At 52.3% G+C, this 16,542-nt stretch carries 16 protein-coding genes; 6 read left to right on the top strand and 10 right to left on the bottom strand.

What is annotated here, in order from left to right:
- Positions 1 to 494 precede the first annotated feature (494 nt).
- Positions 495 to 1,388, top strand: coding sequence for a helix-turn-helix domain-containing protein (locus ACRRUX_RS07880; protein WP_432528936.1), 894 nt, complete (start codon positions 495 to 497; stop codon positions 1,386 to 1,388).
- 237 nt (positions 1,389 to 1,625) lie between these two features.
- Here ACRRUX_RS07880 and artM read toward each other — a convergent pair whose 3' ends face one another.
- The 8 genes from artM to ACRRUX_RS07840 all read right to left on the bottom strand — a co-directional run bounded on the left by artM (position 1,626) and on the right by ACRRUX_RS07840 (position 8,997).
- Positions 1,626 to 2,303, bottom strand: a complete 678-nt coding sequence (gene artM, locus ACRRUX_RS07875; protein ID WP_432528934.1) for an arginine ABC transporter permease ArtM — start codon at positions 2,301 to 2,303, stop codon at positions 1,626 to 1,628.
- Position 2,304: 1 nt separating this feature from the next.
- Positions 2,305 to 2,973: an arginine ABC transporter permease ArtQ gene (gene artQ, locus ACRRUX_RS07870; RefSeq protein WP_432528932.1), complete on the bottom strand. Its 669-nt coding sequence runs from the start codon at positions 2,971 to 2,973 to the stop codon at positions 2,305 to 2,307.
- A gap of 128 nt (positions 2,974 to 3,101) precedes the next feature.
- Positions 3,102 to 3,833: a transporter substrate-binding domain-containing protein gene (locus ACRRUX_RS07865; protein WP_432528930.1), complete on the bottom strand. Its 732-nt coding sequence runs from the start codon at positions 3,831 to 3,833 to the stop codon at positions 3,102 to 3,104.
- Positions 3,834 to 3,950: 117 nt separating this feature from the next.
- Positions 3,951 to 4,682, bottom strand: a complete 732-nt coding sequence (locus tag ACRRUX_RS07860) for an ATP-binding cassette domain-containing protein (protein ID WP_432528928.1) — start codon at positions 4,680 to 4,682, stop codon at positions 3,951 to 3,953.
- A 28-nt stretch (positions 4,683 to 4,710) separates the two neighbouring features.
- On the bottom strand, positions 4,711 to 5,649 hold the full coding sequence (locus ACRRUX_RS07855; protein ID WP_432528926.1) for a DMT family transporter: 939 nt from the start codon (positions 5,647 to 5,649) through the stop codon (positions 4,711 to 4,713).
- Positions 5,650 to 5,735: 86 nt separating this feature from the next.
- A complete protein-coding gene (gene argF, locus ACRRUX_RS07850; RefSeq protein ID WP_432528924.1) occupies positions 5,736 to 6,740 on the bottom strand; it encodes an ornithine carbamoyltransferase in 1,005 nt (334 codons plus the stop codon).
- Positions 6,741 to 6,809: 69 nt separating this feature from the next.
- Positions 6,810 to 7,754 carry a carbamate kinase gene (gene arcC, locus ACRRUX_RS07845; protein WP_432528922.1) on the bottom strand — a complete coding sequence of 315 codons (945 nt, stop codon included), beginning with the start codon at positions 7,752 to 7,754 and terminating at the stop codon, positions 6,810 to 6,812.
- 22 nt (positions 7,755 to 7,776) lie between these two features.
- Positions 7,777 to 8,997: an arginine deiminase gene (locus tag ACRRUX_RS07840; RefSeq protein ID WP_432528920.1), complete on the bottom strand. Its 1,221-nt coding sequence runs from the start codon at positions 8,995 to 8,997 to the stop codon at positions 7,777 to 7,779.
- 861 nt (positions 8,998 to 9,858) lie between these two features.
- Between ACRRUX_RS07840 and ACRRUX_RS07835 the strand changes: the two genes are divergently transcribed.
- The 3 genes from ACRRUX_RS07835 to ACRRUX_RS07825 all read left to right on the top strand — a co-directional run bounded on the left by ACRRUX_RS07835 (position 9,859) and on the right by ACRRUX_RS07825 (position 13,388).
- On the top strand, positions 9,859 to 10,743 hold the full coding sequence (locus tag ACRRUX_RS07835; RefSeq protein ID WP_432528918.1) for a helix-turn-helix domain-containing protein: 885 nt from the start codon (positions 9,859 to 9,861) through the stop codon (positions 10,741 to 10,743).
- Positions 10,744 to 11,060: 317 nt separating this feature from the next.
- Positions 11,061 to 12,002, top strand: a complete 942-nt coding sequence (locus ACRRUX_RS07830) for a DMT family transporter (RefSeq protein ID WP_432528916.1) — start codon at positions 11,061 to 11,063, stop codon at positions 12,000 to 12,002.
- Positions 12,003 to 12,035: 33 nt separating this feature from the next.
- Positions 12,036 to 13,388 (top strand): MFS transporter, encoded by a 1,353-nt coding sequence (locus tag ACRRUX_RS07825; protein WP_432528914.1) that lies wholly within the window; start codon positions 12,036 to 12,038, stop codon positions 13,386 to 13,388.
- A gap of 122 nt (positions 13,389 to 13,510) precedes the next feature.
- Here ACRRUX_RS07825 and ACRRUX_RS07820 read toward each other — a convergent pair whose 3' ends face one another.
- Positions 13,511 to 13,648: a hypothetical protein gene (locus ACRRUX_RS07820; RefSeq protein ID WP_432528912.1), complete on the bottom strand. Its 138-nt coding sequence runs from the start codon at positions 13,646 to 13,648 to the stop codon at positions 13,511 to 13,513.
- Between the two features lie 27 nt (positions 13,649 to 13,675).
- Complete coding sequence (hflX, locus tag ACRRUX_RS07815) at positions 13,676 to 15,031, bottom strand: GTPase HflX (protein ID WP_432528910.1); 1,356 nt, start codon at positions 15,029 to 15,031, stop codon at positions 13,676 to 13,678.
- Between the two features lie 623 nt (positions 15,032 to 15,654).
- Here hflX and ACRRUX_RS07810 point away from each other — a divergent pair.
- Together ACRRUX_RS07810 and ACRRUX_RS07805 are read left to right on the top strand one after the other, a co-directional pair.
- Positions 15,655 to 16,098, top strand: coding sequence for an acyltransferase (locus tag ACRRUX_RS07810; RefSeq protein ID WP_432528908.1), 444 nt, complete (start codon positions 15,655 to 15,657; stop codon positions 16,096 to 16,098).
- Positions 16,099 to 16,228: 130 nt separating this feature from the next.
- The gene (locus ACRRUX_RS07805; protein WP_432528906.1) at positions 16,229 to 16,477 is read left to right on the top strand and encodes a DUF3297 family protein; all 249 of its coding nucleotides are present in this window, start codon (positions 16,229 to 16,231) and stop codon (positions 16,475 to 16,477) included.
- The last annotated feature ends 65 nt before the right edge of the window (positions 16,478 to 16,542 follow it).

The following is a 16,542-nucleotide window of genomic DNA, read 5'->3' as shown; positions in this document are numbered from 1 at the left end:
TTGGGGGCCGCGACCGGACGCTTCCCCCCGGCAAAACAGCTCCTCTCCCCCACTCTACCAGGCTGTCAAGAACACAATTTTTAAGATTAAAAACAATAACATAAGAGCAATCGTGCGATACCACGCCTCAAACAACTGATATATAACAATATCTGCCATCACATTACTCTGTCATTCTCAGTCATCGAAACCCAGGAGTGTCATCCGCACTCAATCAGCCAGTGATATAGAAATGAAAAACAGCTTTTAGCGGATATCTGCTCACTTCGCTGGGCAAACAATAGTCGGCAAGCTTAATAATGCCCATATTTTAATAACTTAATACGTTAATCTATTTCAATTGCTATTAAGTAAAGTGATTAAATACTGAATTGAAATAAGTGCTGTCTGTCTATTTGCAGGAACCATATTTGCAACAGATCACAAATCATAGCTGAGGCAGGTTACCGGGCAGATATAAATGCATAAGATGCATGCAAACAAGGAGGGGTATTATGCCGACCAAGATAGTCTCGAGTACACCTAAGTTTGTATTGTTTGATCTGCAGAAATTGACCGAGACTCAGCATCTGATTTTCGGCGCGGACTATGTGATTATCAGACCAAACTCTCAGGGATGTACCTTACACCTGAGCAATGCCAGTTACCGGCTGCAGGCCGGGCAAATGGTGTTGCTGGCACCGTTCAATCCTTTCCGCCTGTCACTGGACAGAAAACTGTTAAAACAGCAGCAGGAAATCGATTGCGATGTGCTTCACTTCCGGCTCAACGGCTTTGGCTTGACCTTTGTCAACAGCAAGCAGTTCCGCCAGATCCGCTCGCTGCTGGAGCAAACCAAACTCGGTTTGCTGTACGACAACGCACAGGCCGCTGATGTCGGTGAAGTGCTTGACCGTATTGAGAACACTTTTGAATTCAGCCAGGTGATTAACTTCCTCAGTATTCTGGAAAAGTTGTCCAACCTGGAGGTAAAGCAGTACCTGTTGCAATCGGCACAGGAAGTCAGCTTCACCAAAAAGGCCGAGGACAAGCTCAACACCAGTATCAACTATATTCAGGAACATCTGACCGAGCCGCTCACGGTCGCCATGGTCGCCAGCCAAATCTATATGGCAGAGAGCACCTTCTCGCGTTTCTTCAACGCCAATATGGGCATCACCTTCTGGCAATATGTGATTGAACAGCGGGTACGCAAGGCTACCCATTTACTGGTGGAAACAGACAAGAGCATTTCCTACATCAGTGGCGAAGTAGGCTTTACCTCGATTTCCTGCTTTAACACCAAATTCAAAGAGTTGCTCAATATGACTCCGAAGCAATACCGCAAGAATCATATGAGCATGCGCGCCCAGATGACCGTGGGTCGCAGCAGTCCATCACTGCAATAACTCATCAGCCCGGTGTTTGCACAGACCGACGCAGCAGGGCCCTGAGGCCAAACAGGCCATCGACAGAGTGAAATAAAGCCCCGGGGCATTTGCCGCCGGGGCTTTTTAGTGGCTTGGCTCATCTGCCGCTGAGGTGTTGTCAGCGTCAATTTCTGTCAATGCCGCCGCTATCAACAGCGGCCTTTATCAATCCCCATATTGCCTCAGCCCACGCGGCTCATGCAGATGCAGCCAGCCTCAGGGATGCTCGAAAGCCAGCATACGTCTTTCCACCAAACTCATAATACCGGTGAGCAGCAGGTTCAGGCTCAGATACAGGATACCGGCGGCAAAGAACACTCTCAGGGTGTCGTAGGTTTGGGCGTTAAGGCGCTGTGCCCAGCCCATGATATCCATGATGGTAATAGTGGACGCCAGCGCCGAGCCTTTGAGCAGTAACACCATTTCGTTGGAATAGGTTGGCAGCGCCCGTCTGAGCGCATAGGGCAGCAGAACCGTCAGCGTCTGACGGTGATTCAGCCCCAGCGCCGCGCAGGCATCCCACTGGCCGCGACCTATGCTGGACAGCGCGCCGGAAAACAGCAAAGTGGTATAGGCCGCACAGTTGAGTGACAGCGCCAGCACAGCGCAGAAGAATGGCGAGGAAAAAAGACTCCACAATGCCGAGTCTTTCAGCCAGGGAAATTGGCCGGGACCATAGTAGATAAGAAAAATCTGCACCAGCAATGGCGTGCCGGTCAACAGAGTCAGATACACCCGGATACTGCCGCGCACCCACACTCTGGAGGATGTCAGTGCCACAGTATTCACAATGGCCAGTACAGTGCCCAGCGTCAGGGCAATGAAGGTCAGCGCCAGCGTCATCCCCAGTCCGTTGAGCAAAGTGCTGAAGGTCGATATCCATGAATCCAGCATATTACTGCCCTCCCCTTTCATAGCGGGTGACATACCAGTACGCCCGGTTCAGGCCATATTGACTGATCAGAGTCACCACCAGATAGATAAGCGCCGCACAGGAAAACCAGGTGAAAGGCTCCCAGGTTGACGCGGCAATCATCTGGCTTTGCTTCATCAGGTCATTGACGCCAATCAGTGACACCAGCGCAGTATCCTTGAGCAACACCAGCCATTGATTGCCCAGCGCCGGCAACGCATGACGCCACACCTGTGGCAGCAGCAGGTGAAAAAAAATGCTGCAACGGCCCATGCCCAGCGCCAACCCCGCTTCCCATTGTCCTTTGGGGATGGCCAGCAAAGCACCGCGCAGCACCTGCGAGACATACACTGCAAAAATGTTACTCAGCGCCATCACACCGCACAGAAAGGGGCTGATTTCGATAAATTGGCCGGTGAGCATAAACAGAATATGGCTGGCACCGAAGTACACCAGCAGCACCACCAGCAATTCCGGCAGGCCGCGCATCACCAGAATATAGGCGCGGGTCAGTCGCCGGACCCATACCACAGGAGTGGATTCCAGCAGCGCCAGCGAGATTGCCATCAGCATGCCCACCAGCGCCGAGGTGATGGCCAGCCCCACGGTCAGCACTGAGGCTGACAGTAACAACTCCAGCAGATCTGTCATTACTCTGTCCTCTTAGATACGGTCCTCTTGGATACGCCCGGCAAGACTGCCCCTGATGAAACCCCGGGGCTTGCGGCGTCAGAATGGCAGCGCCTGATCTGCCATTCACTGCAACGCATCAGCAGCGGTTATCGGAACCAGCGCTGATAGATAGACTCATAGGTGCCATCGGCCACTATCTGCACCAGCGCCTTATTCAACTCATCCCGAAGCGCCGGATTATGCTGCCCAACTGCGATGCCATAGCCACGGCCAAAATAGCTTTCATCCTTAATCACCTCGCCCAGGGGGGTATAGTCAGGTGCCTTGGGTAGCCAGGCGTAAATCACTGCAGTGTCGCCAAACACCGCATCCACCCGGCCATTTTGCAGGTCGATAAAGGCATGCTGCACGCTGGTGTAAGCGGATGTCGGCTGCGAGGGATACTTGTCGTGAATGTACTTCTGGTGAGTCGAGCCATTCTGGATACCGATTTTCAGCCCGGCCAAATCCGCTATATCGCGGAATCGTCCTTTGGCCGTCACGAACACCGCGGCATTGTCATAGTAAGGCTGGGTAAACAGCACCTGCTTTTCGCGTTCGCTGGTGATATCCATGCCTGAGATAGCGGCGTCAAAACGGCGGAACTTGAGGCTGGTGATCAAACTGTCAAAAGACTGCACGTGGAAACTGCAGCGCTTATCCAGTGCCAGACACAGGGCATTGGCCAGATCCACATCAAAACCCACCACCTCATTTTTCTCGTTGGTAAATTCAAACGGTGGATAGGTGGCTTCCATGGCAAAGCGGATTTCCCCGGCCTGCAAGCCTGAGGTCATTAAGGCCCAGCACAACAACACTGAAAATATGCGTCCAGACATAGACAACTCCTTGTATGTCTTATGGAAGCTTGTTACCAACCCGCCGTAAACTCAGGCCGCAAGTCACCGGCTGTCACCTATGCGCCCGGGCAATCAAGCTGGTCACACTTCCTTTGGTTAATGAAACAGGTACTGACTGAATTCTGCCGTTTGTGGATGGGACAGCAGGGTGACATCCCCCGATTCAACCACCCTGCCGGCCTCCAGAAACACCACGGTATCGGCAATATTGCCTGCCAGCGCGACCTCGTGGGTCACCACTATCTGAGTGATGCCGGTGGCACTGAGCTCCTTCACTATCTGAGCAAACTGGGCGGTCATCTGGGGGTCCAGCGCAGCGGTAGGCTCATCGTAGAGCATCACCCTGGGCGACATCATCAGCGCCCGGGCGATAGCCACCCGCTGCTGCTGTCCGCCGGAAAGCTGCACCGGATATCTGTGCTCAAGGTCGTGCAGACGCAACCGCAAAATAAGCTCCATCGCCTTATCAATCGCCTGCCCGCGGGCCATGCCCAGCACTTTACAGGGTGCTTCAATCAGGTTTTCCAGCACAGTGTAATGGGGCCACAGGTGATATTGCTGAAACACCATGCCGACATCGGTACGCAACCGCCGGACCGCTTCCGCCGATGGCTTGTGGGCGAAGTCAAAACTGTGTGGCCCCACCCGGTACTCTCCGCTGGCGGGCTGCTCCATCAGATTGAACACCCGCAGCAACGAACTTTTGCCGGCACCGCTGGCCCCCAGCAGTGCCACAATGGCGCCCGAGGGCAGGTTCAGCTCAATATCGAAAAGAGACTGAGTCGCACCGTAAAAACAGTTAACCCCTTTCAGATAAATGTCGGTCATCACCCTGACTCCTCTGCTGCCCGCCGGGCTATCCCACCGAAGGGGTAACCTGGGGTTTGCCCAACCATTTCTTCAACATCGCCAGCGCCATTTCACTGGTGCCACCAATGATGATCAGCAAGCCACCCAGAACCTGCATGGCTGACAAGTGCTCCTGAAACACCAGAATGCCGATGGCTGAGGCCACCACGCACTCCCAGTAGGAGATAGTGGCGAACTCGACCGCCAGCAGGTTCTTGGTGGCAATAGTGCACAGGGTCAGCGCGCCGAAACCGCAGACCACACCTATGCCAATCCACCACAGCCAGTCCTGGGTGGTCATCTGTGACACGCTGGGCTGGCTGAAGATAAACAGCATGCCGATACCGACCAGCGCGAAGAAGAAGTTCCAGAACGAGCGCACATCACTGGGCACATCCTGGCGAAAGCGCCCAAGAAACAGGAACAGGCCATAGCCCACACCCGATGCCAGCGCCAGCATATCGCCGGCAAAGGTTTCGGCCTTGAAGGTCAATCCCAGGGTCACCGCACCATCAGTGACGCTGATAAGCCCGACAATCAGCATCATGCCGATAAACACTATGCCGATGGCGAACAGGGTCACCGGCTTGCAGGGTTCTTTGAGAAACACCATGGCCAGAATGGAGGAGATAATCGGTCCGATGTAAATGAAGAACACGGCATTGGCGATGGAGGTCATCTGGGTGGCCGCGATATAAGCGGAAAGACAGGTGCCCATAAAGATGCCGCTGAACACCATGGATGCCGACAGCCGATACTTTTTCAGGTCATTGATACGGCCCAGAGCCAGCAAGATCAGCAGAAACAGCAATGCGCCGCAAAACATCCGGGAAAAAGCGATAACATCGCCCTGCGCATTAATCTGGCGGGCAAAGAATCCCACCAATCCCATCAACGTGGCGGCACCGAATGCAGCCAGTAATCCCTGGGTTTTAACTTTACTCATGACACCTACCCATTCACATTCAACGACAGATAAACCGACCAAAAAGAAAAGGCGCTGAAAGCAGGGTGTTCAGCGCCTTTGTACCGCTATGCCCCCAATGTGGCGACCATGACCGCCTTAATGGTGTGCATGCGATTCTCTGCTTCGTCGAAGACGATGGAATGGGGTGATTCAAACACTTCGTCGGTCACTTCCAATCCCTTCATGCCATAAGTGTCTTCGATCTCTTTACCCATGGTGGTGTGCTCATCGTGGAATGCCGGCAGGCAGTGCAGGAATTTCACCTGAGGATTACCGGTAGCCTTCACCACATCCATATTGACCTGATATGGGGTCATAACCCGTACCCGCTCAGCCCAGGCTTCTTTGGGTTCGCCCATGGATACCCATACGTCGGTATACAGGAAGTCGACACCGGCCACGCCTTCCTTGACGTTTTCAGTCAGCACAATCTTGGCACCTGTGTATTCGGCGATATCCAGGCACTCACGCACCAGCGCTTCATCAGGCCAGAATGCCTTGGGAGCCACCAGGCGAATTTCCATGCCCATCTTGGCAGCGCCCACCATCAGTGAGTTACCCATGTTGAATCGGGCGTCACCCAGATAGGCCAGCTTCATCTTGCTCAAAGGCACGCCGGGCAGGTGTTCCATCATGGTCATGAAATCAGCCAGGATCTGGGTTGGGTGGAATTCATCGGTCAGGCCGTTCCACACCGGCACTCCGGCGTACTGACCCAGCTCTTCAACAATCTCCTGACCAAATCCGCGGTATTCGATACCGTCATACATGCGACCCAGCACTCTGGCGGTGTCTTTCATCGACTCTTTGTGGCCGATTTGTGAGCCGCTGGGGCCAAGGTAAGTCACCAGGGCGCCCTGATCGAAAGCGGCCACTTCAAACGCACAACGGGTGCGGGTCGAGGTTTTTTCAAAAATCAGCGCAATATTTTTTCCTACCAGTCGTTTTTGCTCAACACCGGCATATTTTGCTTTTTTCAAATCAATCGACAAATTCAACAGGAAATTAATTTCAGCAGGAGTAAAGTCGAGTAGCTTTAAAAAATTACGGTTTTTTAAATTAAAAGCCATGATGAAATTCCTTATCAAAAAAAATAAACAACCGAAGAAAATTAACCAATCAAAGAAACTGTACTGTTATTACATTTTGAGCTTATAAATATTCACTTCTTCCACTGAATCGACGATCAGGGTGCCGCATTCGCCTTTGAGAATATTGGCGCCGTCAGTCAGGCTGCCGATGCCCACCTTACCGCCGGTAGCATTGACGAAGTCGCAGGCAGCGGTAATTTTCGGTCCCATAGATCCGGCATCAAAGTGAATACCGGCCAGCTGCTCAGGATGGGTGAAGCGCAGCGCTTCCTGCTTTTCAGTGCCCCAGTTGAGGTACACGGCGTCGGCATCGGTCAGAATAAGCAGCGCGTCGGCGTCAATCTGGCGGGCCAGATAAGCGGCGGACAGATCCTTATCGATCACGGCCTCTACCCCGGTCAGCTTGCTGTCTTTACGGGTGACAGGAATACCTCCGCCACCGGAGCAAATCACCAGATTGCCCGCCTCAATCAGCTGCTTGATGCTGTCTGATTCCACAATGTTCAGTGGTTTGGGTGATGGCACAACCCGGCGGATATATTTGCCGTCATTCTTGAATTCCCAGCCTTTCTCCAGCGCCAGCTGATCAGCTTCCTGCTTGTCATAAACCGGGCCGATGTACTTGGTGGGCATCAAAAATGCCGGGTCATTACTGTCGACTTCGACCTGGGTCAGCATGGTCACAATCGGCGTTTGCGGCAGAATGTTGTGCAATTCCTGCATCAGCATATAGCCGATCATGCCCTGGGTTTCGGCCACCAGAATGTCCAGTGGGTAAGGCTTCACTTCCTTGAACGCCGAGTTTTGCAGGGCCAGCAAACCCACCTGGGGACCGTTACCATGCACCAGCACCACATTCCAGTCCTGGGTCATTTTGGCGATGGCCTTGGCGGCACAACACACATTAATACGCTGTACATCGGCCTCCAGAGGCTCACCGCGACACAGCAGGGCGTTACCCCCCAAAGCGACAACTACAGTTGGTTTTGTCATCATTCATTCCTTAGCTGTTAACCTAAATTCCATCCCGTTCAATCGGGCAACTCATACAGCGCGCACCGCCCCGTCCGCGGCCCAGTTGCTCACCGGCAAAACTGAGTACCTCGATGCCGGCTTCGGCGTATTTTTCATTGGTCAGGATGTTACACTCGTAGCCGATAACCACGCCGGGTCTGATGGTCAGCACGTTGTTGGCATCGTTCCATTGCTCCCGCTCCTGGCCGTAGATATCACCGCCTGTGGTGATCACCTTCATGTCGTTCAGTTCCAGTGCCTTCTGGATAGCCTCTTTGTAGTTGGCTTCCTCGGCGATTTGCAGTCTGTGGTCGTACCCCTGGGTCAGCGTCCAGCAGCGGGTGTGCTCATTGATCACTGCGGGATAGACAGAGAACACATTGATATCCAGTTGGGTAAGCACAGTGTCCAGATGCATACAAGCGCGGTCTTTGGGCAGCTCCAGTACCACCACTTTGGTCGCCTGACCGGTGGCGAACAGTGAGCGCGCCAGCGCTTCAATCCCTTCGGGCGATGTCCGCTCAGACAGCCCAATCAGCACCGCGCCGCGACCAATCACCAGCACATCGCCGCCTTCAATGGTGGAGTTGTCGTAATTGACGTTTTCATTGCCCAGGTAATAGTTGAAGTTCTGGTTGGCAAATAATGGATGCCAGCGATAAATCGCTTTCAGATTATTTGATTCACGCCGTCTGACTGCCTTGGCCATGGGATTGATGGATACCCCGTTATAAATCCAGCAGGAAGTATCACGGGTAAATAAATGATTGGGCAACGGCTTCAGAATAAAATGCTCCCAATCATAAGAATCAAATAATGGCTTGAAATACTCGTCTGGAATTTCTTTATAAGCCAGACCACCGGTAAGATATTTGGCAATCACATCATTGGGTAATTCATTCAACCATGACTTAATACTCAAAGCCAGACTGGCGCCCAAACGATAATCACTGAGTTGACTGTCGAATAACCACTTTCTGGCTTCCGGTACTGCCAGCGTTTCACTCAGCAATTTATTCAAATACAGTACATTAACGCCCTGCAGTTTCAGAATATCAGCAAAATTACGATGTTCTTCAGCCGCTTTAGTTACAGAAAGGACGTCATCAAACAGCAATTCATGACAATTTGACGGGGTCAGTCGCTCAAAGGCCAAACTATCATAATGCAGCAATACACTGCGTAATTGACCGACTTCCGAACCTACATAATGCTTAACCATGATCTACTCTCTTTCTTATATTGAAATATGAATACTCACAGGATTTATCAGCCACGCTCCAGCCTGACAGACTCCACAACCTTCCCCCTGTATTCTGCCGATCGCCCCCCCGGTTAATATCGAATTTACGCTGGGAATCTATGAAATCCTGCTGACTGCAAACGTCTGTCGACGCACACCAATCAACCTATTGAAAGCATTAAATAAAATACGCAAAACCCAATAAATCCATGACCTTATCACCAGTGTTTTTCGGGAAAAACTTTAAGGATTAACAAGGGATTGGCAGCGGAATATCGGCCAATAAAGACAGCCACCAACAGACTTACAAAGCAAAGCCCGCAGGCGGAATTTCAGGCGAAATCAATGATGCAATCAAAGGCATAAAACCAGCGACACCAAGGCGCTTTTCAGTACAACAGCAATGCTCTGGGTTTCAGCCTGATATTTAATGAGATCGGTACTTTATATATCACAAATTTATACAGCAGTAATTTTACGCTCAGATAAAGATACCAACACTCAGCAGCGACAGCTGCTTTCTGTACCTCTGCAGATAGCGCCAGAAATATTAAAAGCAGCGCCGGGTTAATTAATCAACTCACACTATACAAAGGCGTTAATTTAGTTAAAAGTGTTATCCAGCAAATTAATTGGAGCAGCTAACACTTTTTAAAATAGTATGAATTGACTCGCATTTGTCATCCGCCTGACTTTTGTGAAGTGATACTGAATTCAATCTAAAAAAGCCTGAATCATGCAAGCAGTGTGATATTCATCTTAATAGGTTTGGGCATTTGGCTGGTATGGTATTGATTAACTCTGCGCCGTCGGCTGCGCAGCAAACAGGAAGTGGTTAGTTTGGACATTGATATCCCCCGACGAACAGAGTTGTCTCCCACCGCGACGCTGGCCAAAGTTACCGAGCCAGTGGCTGATGATTTCTTTTTGTTTGCGGTAGAAAGCCACACCGGGGACGATATCCGCGGTTACCCCTTCGCCACCCTGTATTTTGCCGACGACAATACCCTGCAAATCAAAAGCCAGTGTCAGCAGACCCTGAGCGTTCAGCCCGGGGAAGTTGTGTATATTCCGCCGCGCAACTTTCACTCTGTTGAAGGACTGGCACCGGACTGCCATTGCCGCTGTCTGTATATCAAACTCGACAAACTGTTTAATCTGCTCGCGCCAAGCCACTATTCCGAGCCGCTGAAAAGCCTGCTGTTCAGCACCCAAGTTACCCGCATCCGCAGCCTGGGACGGGCGCTGATGATCACCAATATCTTCGATGAGATGGTCAACTCTTTCGATCTGGCCCACATCAGCTCCATCATCGAGATCATCCGTCTGCTCAGTGACGGAGACCATGAGTTCCTGCTGCTGGCACAGAGCAAATCCCAGCGGGAGACCCAGTTCAGCGTGGCACTCATTCAACTGTTTCAGCAAAGTCCGGCCGCCCGGCTGGACATTTGCAGCCTGTCGAAGCGCTTTTGTATGTCCCGTTCGACTTTCAGCCGCATGGTCAGAAAAACCATGGGGATGTCATTTCACTCCTGGTTGCTGCAACAAAAGATCCTGCTGGCACAGACTCAACTGCACCAGACCGATGTACGCATTCAGGATTTGGTGGCACAGCTGGGATTTTCATCCGCGTCTCACTTTTCCAAGGCATTTCGGGATCATACCGGCCTCTCCCCCAGTGCCTACCGGGAAAAGGTCCACTGCGACAGCCAAAACCGCCCCTGAACCTGGCTTGAGTTAAGCCAAAGGAAAACAACAAAACCCTTATTAATCAATCAATAAGAAATTTCGCGTTACGCAAATGCGGGCGGGTGTCAACATTTCTGTTGCAATGACCCTTTTTTGATATTCGTTGACCCATTTTTGAAAGAGCAACGCCCTCCAGAGGCGTATAACCCTTGATAAACCAATCCGCATGGAAGGTTGATCTTTTCAGTACTTTGTCGGCCATTCACTGACGGCCAATTTGCCAAAGACAGGGTATGACTGACGGGGTGTCAACAGATGCGGGCTTTACTCAAGCGGCACAATGGAGATTTGCGATGAGTGACTCAACTATTAATAAAAACATCGGGTTCAGCGCTGCATTTGGTGCCGCAACCTTAATGGGTTTTGTCGGTTTCTTCGCCCGGCATATTAATGCTCAGGGCGACGTAATTGCGTTTTCGAGGATGCTGTGCGGGGCGATCCTGTTTTTCTTCATTCTGATGTATCTGGGCCGGCTGTCTGATTTGAAGAAATACAAACTCTCGCCGGCCATGGTGTGTTCGGGGTTCTTTATGGGCACCTGTCTGTCGGCCTATGTGGCAGCAACTCAGCTGACGTCTATCGCCAACGCCGTATTCTTTATCTATATCGGCCCCATCATCTCCACTGTGCTGGCGATCATCTTCCTCAAAGAAAAACTCAAGCCGGTCACTTTGCTGTCCATCGCACTGGTGTTTATGGGCATGTTGATGATCATCAATCTGGTGACTGTCACTGACGGCGGTTTGTCCATTGGTATGTCTTTCTCCAAGGAAACCTTTGTCGGTGACATGCTGGCACTGGCTTCCGGTGTGGGTTATGGCCTGTTTCTGTTCTTTGGTCGCTACCGCACCGAAGTGCCCGGGGATGTGCGCTCCTTCTGGAACTTTGTGTTTGCGCTGGCAGGTATTTGCATGCTGTTTCTGTTCACCAATCCGACCGTTAGCCAGATGACTGCCAGCGACTGGATCTGGTGGCTGGCCATCGGCGTGGTGTGTGGTTTTGGCGCCCTGTCGCTGTGTACCATAGCAACCCGTCACCTGCAGGCGGCAGAGTTCGCCTGTGTCTCCTACTGGGAGTGTGTGGTGGCCTCGATTATCGGCATCCTGGTGTTCAGCGAGCCGCTGTCAGCCGAGCAGATGATTGGTGGCGGCCTGATTATCGCCGGTGGTTGCAGCGAAACCATCTACAGTCTGTTTGGAAGAAGAAAGGCCGTGTCCGCCTCTGCCCAGGTCTGATTTTCAATCCTTTATCATCATAAGGAGGAAATGATGGCTACCGGACTCGGTTCTCACCCAGATTTTCCATCACTGTCGACGCCGACGGCACAAACTCAGGCAGCCAATGCCAGCAGCCTGAGACGTGCCGGTATCGCCTGCTTTATCGGCAATTTTGTCGAGTGGTTTGACTACGCCAGCTATGGTTTTATGGCGGCGTTAATCGCCAGGTTATTTTTCCCGGAGTACGACAACTCTGCCGCCCTGATTGCCACCTTCCTGGTGTTTGCCCTGTCCTTCCTGGTACGCCCCCTCGGGGGCGTGTTCTGGGGTCACATCGGCGATCGCATTGGCAGGAAGTCGGCCTTGTCTCTATCGATTATCATCATGTCGATAGCAACATTCTGTATCGCCCTGTTGCCCACCTATCAGGCCATAGGTATTGCCGCCCCCTGCCTGCTGCTGACCTGCCGTCTGGTTCAGGGATTTTCTGCCTCGGGAGAGTATGCCGGCGCCGCCACCTTCCTGACGGAACACGCTCCCTGTAATCAAAAAGGCTTTTATGCCAGCCTGGTTCCCGCCAGTGCCGCCGCCGGTTTGTTGTTTGGCTCGCTGTTTGTCTCGGGTCTGTATGCCTGGCTGGATAGTGAGCAATTGCTGACCTGGGGTTGGCGCATTCCGTTCGCGCTCGCAGCCCCCTTTGGCATGATTGGGCTGTATATTCGCCTGCATCTGGAAGATGCCCAGGAGTTTGTGCAGTTTCAGCAGGCGCAAAAGCAGGCCGCCTCGCAACCGGCACCCATCAGAAAAGTACTGTCCCAGTATCCACTGAATCTGATGGCCGCGTTTGGGGTGACCTCCCTCAACGCCGTGGGCTTCTACCTGCTGCTCAGCTATATGCCCACTTATCTGATGGTGGAACTGGCCATCCCAGAAACTCAGGCGTTTGCTATCTCTACAGCGACTTTGTCCTGCTACATCATTGCGGTATTTGCGGTAGGTAAGCTGTCTGATCGCATCGGTCGGCGCCGACTGCTGATTTACGCCAGCGTCTGCTTCATCCTGTTTACCCTGCCGCTGTTTCATCTGATGGGGCAGGACTCACTGCTGCTGGTATTGCTGGTGCAAATTCTGCTGGGGCTGTTTCTGGCACTGAACGACGGCACCCTGTCCTGCTACCTGTGTGAGCTGTTTCCCACCAATGTCAGGTACAGTGGTTTTGCGTTTTCCTTCAACTCCGCCAACGCCCTGTTCGGCGGCACGGCGCCACTGGTGGCCACCACCCTTATTCAGGTCACCGGCAGTACCATGGCACCGGGTTACTATCTGATTATTGTTGCATTCCTGGCTTTAACCGCGATTCTGTATTCGCATAAGTCCCGTATGAAACCAACGGATAACGCCTAGCCTGTGATGGCGTCGCCTTTCCCGTATTGACACACTGCAACCGGCGCACAGGCATGTCTTACTGTGCGCCCAAACCCAGCGCAGCGGACTGCTGAAACATCATCGGGATGACCGACATTGGTTCACACCATAAACCAGGTCATGGCGACCAACAGAATGCCACTGATGAAGCCATAAACGAAAGATCTGAAGCCCATGCCAGTATCTGAGCGGGCTTGCAGCTCACGCTCGCACTTGTCCTGAAAACAGTCCCTGTCCATCACCTTCCTCCTTAAACGACTGCGAGCTCAGCGTTGCTGCAGTAATTTGTTCAGCCTGTCCAGATCGGCACTGCGCGCCCTCAAGGTGATGCGCAGACCGGATTCGTCATACGACTCATCCAACACCAGCATCTTGCTGTGTATATCCCCTATCAGCGCGCTGGCTGCGTAGGGAATATTGACGCTGGCAGTGATCATTTGCGCAGCGATGGCGTCCACTATGGCCTGATGCACCCGGCTGACGTCCGCCTCATCCAGCGCAGAAATCAGCATAGCGTCCGGATAGGCCAGTTGCAGAGTTTCCCGCTCATCCACAGCTAAACAATCCACCTTGTTAAGCAGCAGCAGATGATCTTTATCGGCAAGCTCAATTTGCTCCAGCACGCTTTGCACCACAGCAAGCTGGGCGCGGAAATCCTTGTCGCCTGCATCCACCACATAAAGCAGCAGCGCGGCGTCTCTGGCTTCCTGCAGAGTGGAGTGGAAGGCCGGCACTAAATCATGGGGCAATTTATTGATAAACCCCACGGTATCGGACACCAGGATGCGCGGCTGCGTCAGCGGCATCAGCGCCCGCACTGTGGTATCCAGGGTGGCAAACAGCTTGTTTTCCACCAGCACATCCGAGCCTGTCAGCGCGCGCATCAGGCTGGATTTACCGGCATTGGTATAGCCCACCAGCGCGGCGCACGGGGTATCGAGCCGACCGCTGCGCTGCTCCTGCATCACGTCCTGCACCTTTTTCAGATCTTTACGGATCTGCGCCTGCTTGTCGCGGATATTGCGCTTTTCGATCTCAATGGCGCTTTCGCCCACACCGCGGCCGCCATGGCGCTGACGGTCGCCCGCATGTTCCCGCCGTACTCTGGGGGTGAGGTAATTAAGCCGCGCCAGTTCCACCTGCAATTTGGCGGTTTTACTGCTGGCATGACGGGAGAAAATTTCAATAATGATGCCGGTGCGGTCAAACACCTTTACCCCCAGTGCATCCTCCACATTGCGCAGCTGCAGCGGGCTGAGTTCACAGTCAAACACCACCACATTGGCGTGGTTTTTGGAGGCCGTCCCCAGAAATTCATCCAGCCCCTGCCCATCAATGTTGGCCAGGGAGTCGGCGACATCCTCGTCCAGCTCGCCGGTCAGGCGCGCCAGCTCCTCAAGCTTTCCCGTGCCCAGCACTGACAGGCGCTTGGTAGACTGCTGCCTCTGGGTTTGGGTGGCATACACCTCAAATCCCAGCGTCGCCACCAGCCGCCCAAGTTCTGCCAGTGAGCGATCAATCTCCTCATTGTTGGCATTGGGGGTGCGGATAGAGATCAGTAACGCCCGGGTGCTTTGTGGGTCTGAGTTGTAATGGGTTTGGTTGTGGCTGGTGTGGTTCATAACAGTTCCCCTTGGCAGGGTTTGGATTGGCTACGCCGGTGCAGGATTGTGCTGGTTGAAAATCGTCTAAATACCCAGCGGATTTTGCCGCCTTTATACGAGGAAAAAAGGCAATAATCTATAGCACTTAACCCGAATTTCAGGATATTTTTGCAGAGCGGATTTTGGCCAAATGTTGGCAGTGTTTTTGCTTAAATTCGAAGCCACTGACGGCGACCATTGACAGTAGTTCACAGCGCATGTCAGCAATCCTGATATAAACCACAGCAGTAAGGTATATCATGCCAGAGAGCATCATCAGCTGGATAATGGCCAGCAGAATTAATCAATTTTTTATTATGTTTGGCTTGGATGCAGTGCCTTTCGCTCTGTTTCAGTTTCGCTGCTGGTACCACTTTCATCCTTTCTACCTGGCACGCATCAACTTAGACAGTGTAATGCTGCGTAATTTGCACATATGAAAGCGTCTGCTGATGGTTATTTGGTGCAATCATTACAAACAATTGAATGATAAACGTCTGAACGGCTATGCCAGCCTATTTAAGCTGCTGATCATTACCCAAGTAATAGTGATAGGGTATTGGTTGTTGTTTCCCTAATCTGACAGCTTATCAGGACAGTCAATGCGCCATTCTCTTACACTGGCTCAGTACGTTAAAAAGCGTACCGGCGTTCCCTTGGGAGCGAAAGGCTCAATGCAGGCGATGTTGACCAAGTCATTGGGAGCAGGCTCATTTGCCGGGTTCTGGCGTCACTGGAATCCGGTGTGGAGCTATTACCTGTCCCGCTTTGTGATGCGGCCGCTACACAATGTTTTGCCCTTCTGGCTTTCAGTCATACTCACCTTTGCGGTCAGTGGCGCACTGCATGACGCCGCCGTAATCTTGGTGAAGTGGCAACCCATTTTTCTGTTCACTCCCTGGTTCAGCCTGATGGGGCTGATGGTAGTGGTCTTAAGCGCGCTGAATATCAACTATCAAAGCCAAAGCATTCCGGTGCGTATGCTGATTAATGTCACCTTAATCAGCGTCAGCTTTTATCTCATCCGACAGCTATCAATCATCTAGTCTTGTCAACTAACACCTCTCGCTGAAGCCATATTGGCATGAGTACCTCTGGCCGCGCCGAATTCCTGTTGAGCCTGCCTGAACGATTGCCTACAATGTCGCTCGATTTTACTCACTGAAGATACTTATCATGACTGATACCAAAGCCCTGCCGGCACTGCCAGATCGCCTGTCCATCAACCCACGCAGCCCACACCATGTGGCAGAGGTGTTCGAACACGATATCGGCATCCGCATCAATGGCAAAGAGCGTTTTGACGTAGAAGAGTACTGCATCAGCGAAGGCTGGATTAAAGTGGCATCGCCAAAGGCACTGGACCGTCGTGGCCAGCCGCTGCTGATGACCATCAAAGGTCAGGTTGAAGCGTTTTACAAGTAACAACTCGTTGGCTTAAGTGGGCACTCAAACCACCTTGCCTGCTACACTGTCGCTATCCGGATTGT

The sequence above is a fragment of the Shewanella sp. GXUN23E genome, from assembly GCF_050865035.1.
Classification (GTDB): domain Bacteria; phylum Pseudomonadota; class Gammaproteobacteria; order Enterobacterales; family Shewanellaceae; genus Shewanella.
The sequence above is the reverse complement of the archived record's forward strand: the minus strand, read 5'-3'. Positions and strand labels throughout refer to the sequence as shown.

What these genes read in the sequence shown, in the direction of transcription:
- ACRRUX_RS07880 (WP_432528936.1), top strand. Translation starts at nt 495, where the DNA reads ATGCCGACCAAGATAGTCTCGAGTACACCTAAGTTTGTATTGTTTGAT.
- artM (WP_432528934.1), bottom strand. Translation starts at nt 2,303, where the DNA reads ATGCTGGATTCATGGATATCGACCTTCAGCACTTTGCTCAACGGACTG.
- artQ (WP_432528932.1), bottom strand. Translation starts at nt 2,973, where the DNA reads ATGACAGATCTGCTGGAGTTGTTACTGTCAGCCTCAGTGCTGACCGTG.
- ACRRUX_RS07865 (WP_432528930.1), bottom strand. Translation starts at nt 3,833, where the DNA reads ATGTCTGGACGCATATTTTCAGTGTTGTTGTGCTGGGCCTTAATGACC.
- ACRRUX_RS07860 (WP_432528928.1), bottom strand. Translation starts at nt 4,682, where the DNA reads ATGACCGACATTTATCTGAAAGGGGTTAACTGTTTTTACGGTGCGACT.
- ACRRUX_RS07855 (WP_432528926.1), bottom strand. Translation starts at nt 5,649, where the DNA reads ATGAGTAAAGTTAAAACCCAGGGATTACTGGCTGCATTCGGTGCCGCC.
- argF (WP_432528924.1), bottom strand. Translation starts at nt 6,740, where the DNA reads ATGGCTTTTAATTTAAAAAACCGTAATTTTTTAAAGCTACTCGACTTT.
- arcC (WP_432528922.1), bottom strand. Translation starts at nt 7,754, where the DNA reads ATGACAAAACCAACTGTAGTTGTCGCTTTGGGGGGTAACGCCCTGCTG.
- ACRRUX_RS07840 (WP_432528920.1), bottom strand. Translation starts at nt 8,997, where the DNA reads ATGGTTAAGCATTATGTAGGTTCGGAAGTCGGTCAATTACGCAGTGTA.
- ACRRUX_RS07830 (WP_432528916.1), top strand. Translation starts at nt 11,061, where the DNA reads ATGAGTGACTCAACTATTAATAAAAACATCGGGTTCAGCGCTGCATTT.
- ACRRUX_RS07825 (WP_432528914.1), top strand. Translation starts at nt 12,036, where the DNA reads ATGGCTACCGGACTCGGTTCTCACCCAGATTTTCCATCACTGTCGACG.
- ACRRUX_RS07820 (WP_432528912.1), bottom strand. Translation starts at nt 13,648, where the DNA reads ATGGACAGGGACTGTTTTCAGGACAAGTGCGAGCGTGAGCTGCAAGCC.
- hflX (WP_432528910.1), bottom strand. Translation starts at nt 15,031, where the DNA reads ATGAACCACACCAGCCACAACCAAACCCATTACAACTCAGACCCACAA.
- ACRRUX_RS07810 (WP_432528908.1), top strand. Translation starts at nt 15,655, where the DNA reads ATGCGCCATTCTCTTACACTGGCTCAGTACGTTAAAAAGCGTACCGGC.
- ACRRUX_RS07805 (WP_432528906.1), top strand. Translation starts at nt 16,229, where the DNA reads ATGACTGATACCAAAGCCCTGCCGGCACTGCCAGATCGCCTGTCCATC.